Consider the following 6353-nt stretch of genomic DNA (forward strand, 5'->3'; position numbering starts at 1 on the left):
CTCCGCCCCCGAGCACTACACGCTCGGCCCCCTCGGCGCCACGCTGCTCGCCGCCCACACCGGATGCGAACTCACCACCCTGGGCTGGCGCCCCACCGCCACCGGCCGCATCGCCTACTCCCCCTGGCTGGGCCACGACACGGGCGTCAACGAACTCCTCACCCTCCTGGCCGCCTACGCCCGCCACACCCCCGGCAGCGGTCTGACCCTGTGGCTGTCGGAACGCTTCTGCGCCCGCCGCTGGGAGGACATGATCCGCCCTGACGCCTACGCCCACTGGCAAGACCCGTCCAGCGCAGCCGAGGACCGGCGCCTGTTGCCGTTCTTCCTCGAGTACGACACCGGCACACAGTCCCTGTCCCGGGTGGAGGCCAAACTCGCCGGATACGCCGCCTTCACCGCCTCCACCGGCACCCGCCCCGCCCTGCTCATCCACACCCGCACCGCCTCCCGTGACCGAGCCATCCGCCACCGCCTCACCCAACCCGCGCGCGAACTGGGCCTGCGCGTCGCCACCTCCTCTTTGGACTTCACCACCACGACGCCCTGGGGCTCCTGGTGGACCCCGCTCGAACCCGCAGCCCGCCGCACCACACTGATCGCCCTCGCCGCCCACTGGACCGATCTGACCCCGGCCGCAGGTCTCGAGCCCACCGACGCCGACACCGCCCTGGCCCTCCCCGTCCCCCCACTGCCACCCACAACACAATCCTGATGAGCCTGCTCGCCAAGGCCACCGCCGGCGTCGGCTGTGCGATGCTCGCTCTGCCTCTGCTCGCCGTGTGTCTGGTCGCCGCACTGCTCAGTTCCCTCAACCCCGGATCGAGCAGCACCTCGGCCACCCCCGGCAAGAACTCGCTCGCCGACATCCCCCCAGCCATGCTCGCCCTCTACCAAAGGGCCGCCCCCGAATGCCCGGGCCTGTCCTGGACGATCCTCGCCGCCATCGGCAAGGCCGAGACCAACCACAGCCGCCACCCCACCATGAAATCCTCAGCAGGCGCGGTCGGGCCCATGCAATTCCTGCCGGCCACCTTCAAAACCTACGCACACCCCGTACCCCCGGGCGGGAAACGACCGCCCACCCCATGGGACCCGGTCGACGCCGTATTCGCCGCAGCACGCCTGCTGTGCGCGAACGGCGCCAAGCACAGCCAGAACCTCAAGCACGCGATCTACGCCTACAACCACTCCCACACCTACGTCGCCGACATCCTGCGGATCGCACGACGCTATGCCACCACCTCCCCAACAACCAGCCCCGGAACCGCCACCAGCTCCGCGCGCGCATCGCCTGTGGTCGCCTTCGCTCGTCGCCAGCTCGGCACCCCATACGTGTGGGGCGGCGACGGCCCCGCCGAGGGCGGCTTCGACTGCTCCGGCCTGACCAAAGCCGCCTACGCCAGCGCCGGGATCACCATCCCGCGCGTGGCACAAGACCAGTACGACGCCGGACCCCGACTGGCCACACAAGAACAACTCCTGCCCGGAGACCTGCTGTTCTTCGGCACCGGGCCCCACGCCATCACCCACGTCGGGATCTATGCAGGCAGACACCACATGATCGACGCGCCCCGTCCAGGGGCTGCGGTCCGCGAAGCCCAAGTCCGGCTGACCAGTGCCACCTATCAGGGCGCGACCCGCCCGAACCTGCGCGGTGCCCGGTGAGCACCCAGCCCACCCAGGCCGAAGTCGATGCCCTGCTACGCGCCCTGGTCCGCATCCTGGCCGGCGTCGCCGTCCTCGCGCTCGTCTTCACCGCCGTCAACGTCACCGGTTTCGCCACCGACCACCACATCCCCTGGCCCATCGCCCTCCTCCTCGACCCGATGGTCGCCCTCACCCTCACCACGGTTCTCTACGCCGACGCCCGCCTCGCCGCCTGGGGCATCCCACCACCACGCTGGTCAACCACCCTGCGCTGGTCCGCAGGTCTCACCGCAACCCTCATGAACACCTGGACCTCGCTCTGGCCCGACGACCACATCGGCTGGCCCCGCCACGCAAACCCCGCCGGAGTGCTCCTGCACTCCGTACCCCCACTCCTCCTCATCGGACTGACCGAAACCGTCGCCGCCTACCGCCGCTGCACCACCCACCTGCACCCCACCACCGCACCCCAGCAGGTCCACCCGCACCCCACCACCGCACCGCTCCGGGAGCAGCACGGGAACACTCCGGGAGCACCCGCACCCGTCACCCCATCATCCGCCGGGGCCCCGCCCCCCACACCGCACCCGAAGCCCGCCCCGCACCCCCGCCCGCTCAACAACCCGCACCCGCACCCGCACCCGACGGGCGATGGCTCACAGGAAACGCCCGCGCACCCCGACGGGCCGCACCCTGCCCCCAACACCCCCGCACTCCAGCCCCGCACGGATAACCGCGCAGCGGCCGAGCTGTACGCGCAAGCCCTCGCCCTGGACGCCGCCGCACGGCAGAGCACCGGACAGCCGGTCAGCATCCGGCAGCTCCGACGCCACCTGCACCTGGGCCAACGACGCGCCCGTGAACTGCGCACCCGCCTCGATACCCACCACGCCCCGGGAGCACTCGCACCCCGCACCGCACCCGGGCCCACACCTCACCAGCCGACCCCGGATGCACCCGTGGGGGTGAGGGGAGCGGCTTGACTTGTCGGCCACCGCAGAGCGTCCATGGTGGTCGCCCGCGATCTACCGCGTAGGCCACGCGCCGCGAGCACCCCGGCCGGGGCTCTCTCCAACCACCAACCATCCGTCGTGGGAGGCCCCATCATGTCAACCACCCCCAACATCCCTCACCCGCCGTCCACAGACCGCCCCGACCCCCAACAGCTCACCGGCGCTGAAGCCGCCGTATGGGCCGTGCTGAGCAGCCAGCCCGGTGCCACGAGCGCCGACCTCGCCCAAGCTGCCGGAGCCGGCCGCTCCACCACGACCAAAGCCCTACGTGTCCTGGAACAAATGGGCCTCGCCCGCTGCGAGACAAGCGCCGCCGAAGGCCGCGGGCGCCCCGTCAATTACTGGTATGCCACTCCGTCGCCGGACAACGACCCCGGCTTCTCAACGAACACCCCGCAGGAGCCGTCGCCCGAGACCATCACAGGGCCCGAGCCCGCAACACCGCACACCGGCGACTCCGCCCACGCGGCAGAGCCGCCCACGTGCGGGGACGACAGGTCGCGCCACGGCGAGACCCACGTCAACGAACCTGACAGTGACGCTGAGCACACGGAGCACGAGGACCAGTCCGATGCCCCACGGGAGTCGGAACGGGAGACGGAGTCCGACGGCTCGCCGACTCCGGCTCCCGCTCCCACGCCCCGGGTAGCGGGAACAATGCCTCCCGGAGCACCGGAACCAGTCCGACCGACCGCCCTGTCCGGCACAGACAAGGTCCGCCTCGCTCCCGGCGCCCTGCGCCAAATGGTCATCGACCACCTGACCGCGCATCCCAACGAGGCGTTCACAGCCACCCGCATCAGCCGGACCATCGCGAAGAGCTCCGGCGCGATCGCCAACGCCCTGGCCACCCTGACCAAGCAAGGCATCGCCGAACAGGTCACCGAACACCCGCGCACCTACCGCCTCGCCACCACACCCGCCAACGGCGACGCATAGACCAGCCGACGGCCCACGGGCCGGGTGCCGCCCCACAACCAGCAGGGCGACAACCCGGCCCTTGCTCTGGGCCCACAGGTCATCCCCCGACCCCATTGGCTCCAGTTGGAGCCACGGTGGCTCGCCACTGGCTCCCCGGTGGCGCGCCGATGGCTCGGTCGGACACACTGGCTCTGTTCACTAGTACCAGCAGCAGTGGTTCACCGGTTTGAGCAGTGTCCGGGGTCGGCTGGCCTTCGAACAGTGCAGGAGTCTGACCCGCGCCGAGGCAGCCAATTACGGCTGAGGGCCCTGGGTGCCGAGGCACTGACGGCCATCTGCTCAGACACCGTCGTCGAGTACCAGCCCGCAGATCGCCCCCCTGCGCCCCTTCCACCTCGCGCGGCGGGCGGCCTTTGCTGCGCCCCGTTCCTCGCGACCTCGGTCCTGCTCAGGCGGCGTCCCAGGGGTGAGCCCAGCCGCCGCGCCAATCCACCCAAGCCGGATCGTCGATCATCTCGTACGTCGACGCGGGCCTTGAACCAGCGTGAGTGACCAGACGCCCCCGCAGCAGCCCTGATCCCCAAGCGGTTCTCCCCGCTCGAGTACCTCAACCTCAACGTCCCGGAACAGCTTCAGAAGGGAGCGCATGTACGCAGCAGATGCCTGTTTCCTGCGGTATCTCCCCTCTAGATATCGGTGCGTCCCCCGAAATAGGAGGGGACCTCGGCTTTGAGGGTCTTCTCGATCTCCTGGTACGTGCTGGAGTGGGACAGCGGGGTGTTGTGGAGAGCGAACCGAAGGTCACTGGCCAGAGCCTTCAAGGTCACTTCCTTGCCCGGCTCAGCGGCCTGCCGGCGGGCTTCAGCCAGGAGATCCGCAAAGAGCGACACCGCGTTGCTGAGGTTCGTCTCCCACAGCCACGCGAAGACGTTCCCGAAGGGGTCCCCGGGGTGTGCTACACCGCTGTTGGCGTAGTTCCTGGCGAGATCGATCGCCTCGTGACAGATGAACCCCGTGAGCAGGTGCTCGTATGTGCGCAGCGGTACCTCGATGTTGTTCACTTCCGCTCCCCGGATGCAGATGACGGTCTGTTCACGACGGACTCAAGGATGGTTCCGGTGCGGGTTCAGCCGGTGCGGCCGTACTGAGAGCGCAGCCTGCTGACGAGGCCACTTATCTCAGTGGGGGAAAACACTGTGACGTCCTCGTCCGTGGCGTTTCCGACAGCGACCTGCCACCGGCCTCGCTCGTCTCGGGCAACCTGGATGGGTGGTTGCGCCAGCCACGTTGTGTCGATGCCGCGCCGTACGACCACGCCTATGAGTGCCGGATGCGTCGGCCCGGGGCCGAGCGGGGAACCTGGGGTCATCAGGAGATCGGCTAACGCCTCGATCGCGTCGTCGCCCCGCACGCCTTCCGTGATGGAACCGGAGTGCCCGCCACCCTGATCTATCAAGGTCACAGCCAAGTACGTGCAGTCCTCGTGGCGCTTCCACGGGGGAATCTTCCAGGAGAAGGTCATGGCTGCATCCTCCCCTGCACGCACGGTCTTGAAGTGGTCTTGGACGACCTCTGACGGCACGGCGATGTGTTCCAGCCACGCCCCGATGGACGCCTGCTGTCCGGACCCGCGTGGCGCTAGCATCTGCGGACTGAAAACTCGGGGGAGGCCAGGACAGATGCCGTGGTCATTACTGAACAAGCCCTGGCTGCGTTCGGTGGTGCAGCTCGTTCAGCTCTTCGTGGCACCGAATCGGGACGATGTCTATGAGCAGTGCGTTTGGGCCGCGCTGGATGAGCCTCCACGGGCACGCAAGCTGGGGAAGAGGCCGGGAACCTCGCGGCGCGACGTCTTTGACGAGATGCACCGCTCCATGTACAGAAATGCGGCCTACACCCAGGCTGATGGCCCGGAACGGGCCGCCTACGACAAAGCCGTTGTCGACCTGGAGCGGGCACGGGCCAAACAGCAGGCGGCCGCAGACGAGCCTGAGTGGAACTGGAAAGTCGTCTGCGTGCTGCTGTCCGCAGCTGGCCTGACCGTGCTCATCACCGGCGGCCTCATGGCCCTGCTGGTAGCCCTCTTCAGCACCGCACTGCTGATCTTCATCCTGTTCTGGCGCGGCACCGCCGTCTGGTTCAACCTCCGGTACTGCCTGCTCGCCGCCGTCCTGAGCATCTCGTGCGCTGCTGCACGCGCCGAGCTCAGCTATCGCGCCGTGGTGTGGGGCGTGGTCCTCTTCGACAAGGGCATCGTCCCCGTAATGGACGGCATGATCCGTCACCTCATGGGCGAAGACCCCGACTCCCTCTTCGTCCCGCAGGGGACGTCGAAGGGCCTGCGCGCACCACGCGCACCGGGCTTTGTCGTCCAGACCGAAGCCATGGAGCAGTTGCACCGCAAGCTCAACCACTTGGACGAGGGCACCATCGCGGTATGTGGCCCTCGTGGAGTAGGCAAGTCCACCCTGCTGGAAAACGCCACAGAGCAAGCAGCCTTCGGCGTCCTGATCCAGGCGCCGGCCACCTACGCCCCCCACGACTTCCTGATGTCGCTCTCGGTACGCCTGTGCCAGGACTACATGCAGCATGAGGGCTACCCCGCACCAGAATTCGCGCGCCTTTCCCCCTTCCACCGGATGCTGAGAAGTACGCGCCGCCGAATCAGGGCGCTGGGCCGCTGGTCGTCATTCGCACTGCCAGCAACCGCCCTGCTCGTCCTGGGAGTCTCCTCGGCCGCCCGCTCTCTTGTTTAGGACGGTCTCTTTT

General features: G+C 68.6%; 7 protein-coding genes. 5 read left to right on the top strand and 2 right to left on the bottom strand.

The window, feature by feature from the left end; translation table 11 throughout:
- From JK363_RS40805 to JK363_RS40820, 4 genes are all read left to right on the top strand, one after another.
- Positions 1-715: replication-relaxation family protein (locus tag JK363_RS40805; protein WP_201883388.1), on the top strand; the 715-nt coding region annotated here is incomplete at its 5' end.
- Positions 715-1668 (top strand): C40 family peptidase, encoded by a 954-nt coding sequence (locus JK363_RS40810; RefSeq protein WP_201883389.1) that lies wholly within the window; start codon positions 715-717, stop codon positions 1666-1668. The genes JK363_RS40805 and JK363_RS40810, both read left to right, overlap by 1 nt.
- Positions 1665-2633 carry a hypothetical protein gene (locus JK363_RS40815; RefSeq protein WP_236076564.1) on the top strand — a complete coding sequence of 323 codons (969 nt, stop codon included), beginning with the start codon at positions 1665-1667 and terminating at the stop codon, positions 2631-2633. Before JK363_RS40810 ends, JK363_RS40815 begins: the two co-directional genes overlap by 4 nt.
- Before the next feature lie 123 nt (positions 2634-2756).
- The gene (locus JK363_RS40820; protein WP_201883390.1) at positions 2757-3602 is read left to right on the top strand and encodes a winged helix DNA-binding protein; all 846 of its coding nucleotides are present in this window, start codon (positions 2757-2759) and stop codon (positions 3600-3602) included.
- 668 nt (positions 3603-4270) lie between these two features.
- Here JK363_RS40820 and JK363_RS40825 read toward each other — a convergent pair.
- Both JK363_RS40825 and JK363_RS40830 read right to left on the bottom strand, forming a co-directional pair.
- On the bottom strand, positions 4271-4645 hold the full coding sequence (locus JK363_RS40825; protein WP_201883391.1) for a hypothetical protein: 375 nt from the start codon (positions 4643-4645) through the stop codon (positions 4271-4273).
- A 65-nt stretch (positions 4646-4710) separates the two neighbouring features.
- On the bottom strand, positions 4711-5229 hold the full coding sequence (locus tag JK363_RS40830; RefSeq protein ID WP_201883392.1) for a hypothetical protein: 519 nt from the start codon (positions 5227-5229) through the stop codon (positions 4711-4713).
- Between the two features lie 34 nt (positions 5230-5263).
- On the opposite strand from JK363_RS40830, the gene JK363_RS40835 reads away from it, so the two are divergent.
- Complete coding sequence (locus tag JK363_RS40835) at positions 5264-6340, top strand: hypothetical protein (RefSeq protein WP_201883393.1); 1077 nt, start codon at positions 5264-5266, stop codon at positions 6338-6340.
- Positions 6341-6353: the final 13 nt, after the last annotated feature.

The organism is Streptomyces coffeae, assembly GCF_016741875.1.
Lineage (GTDB): Bacteria > Actinomycetota > Actinomycetes > Streptomycetales > Streptomycetaceae > Streptomyces > Streptomyces coffeae.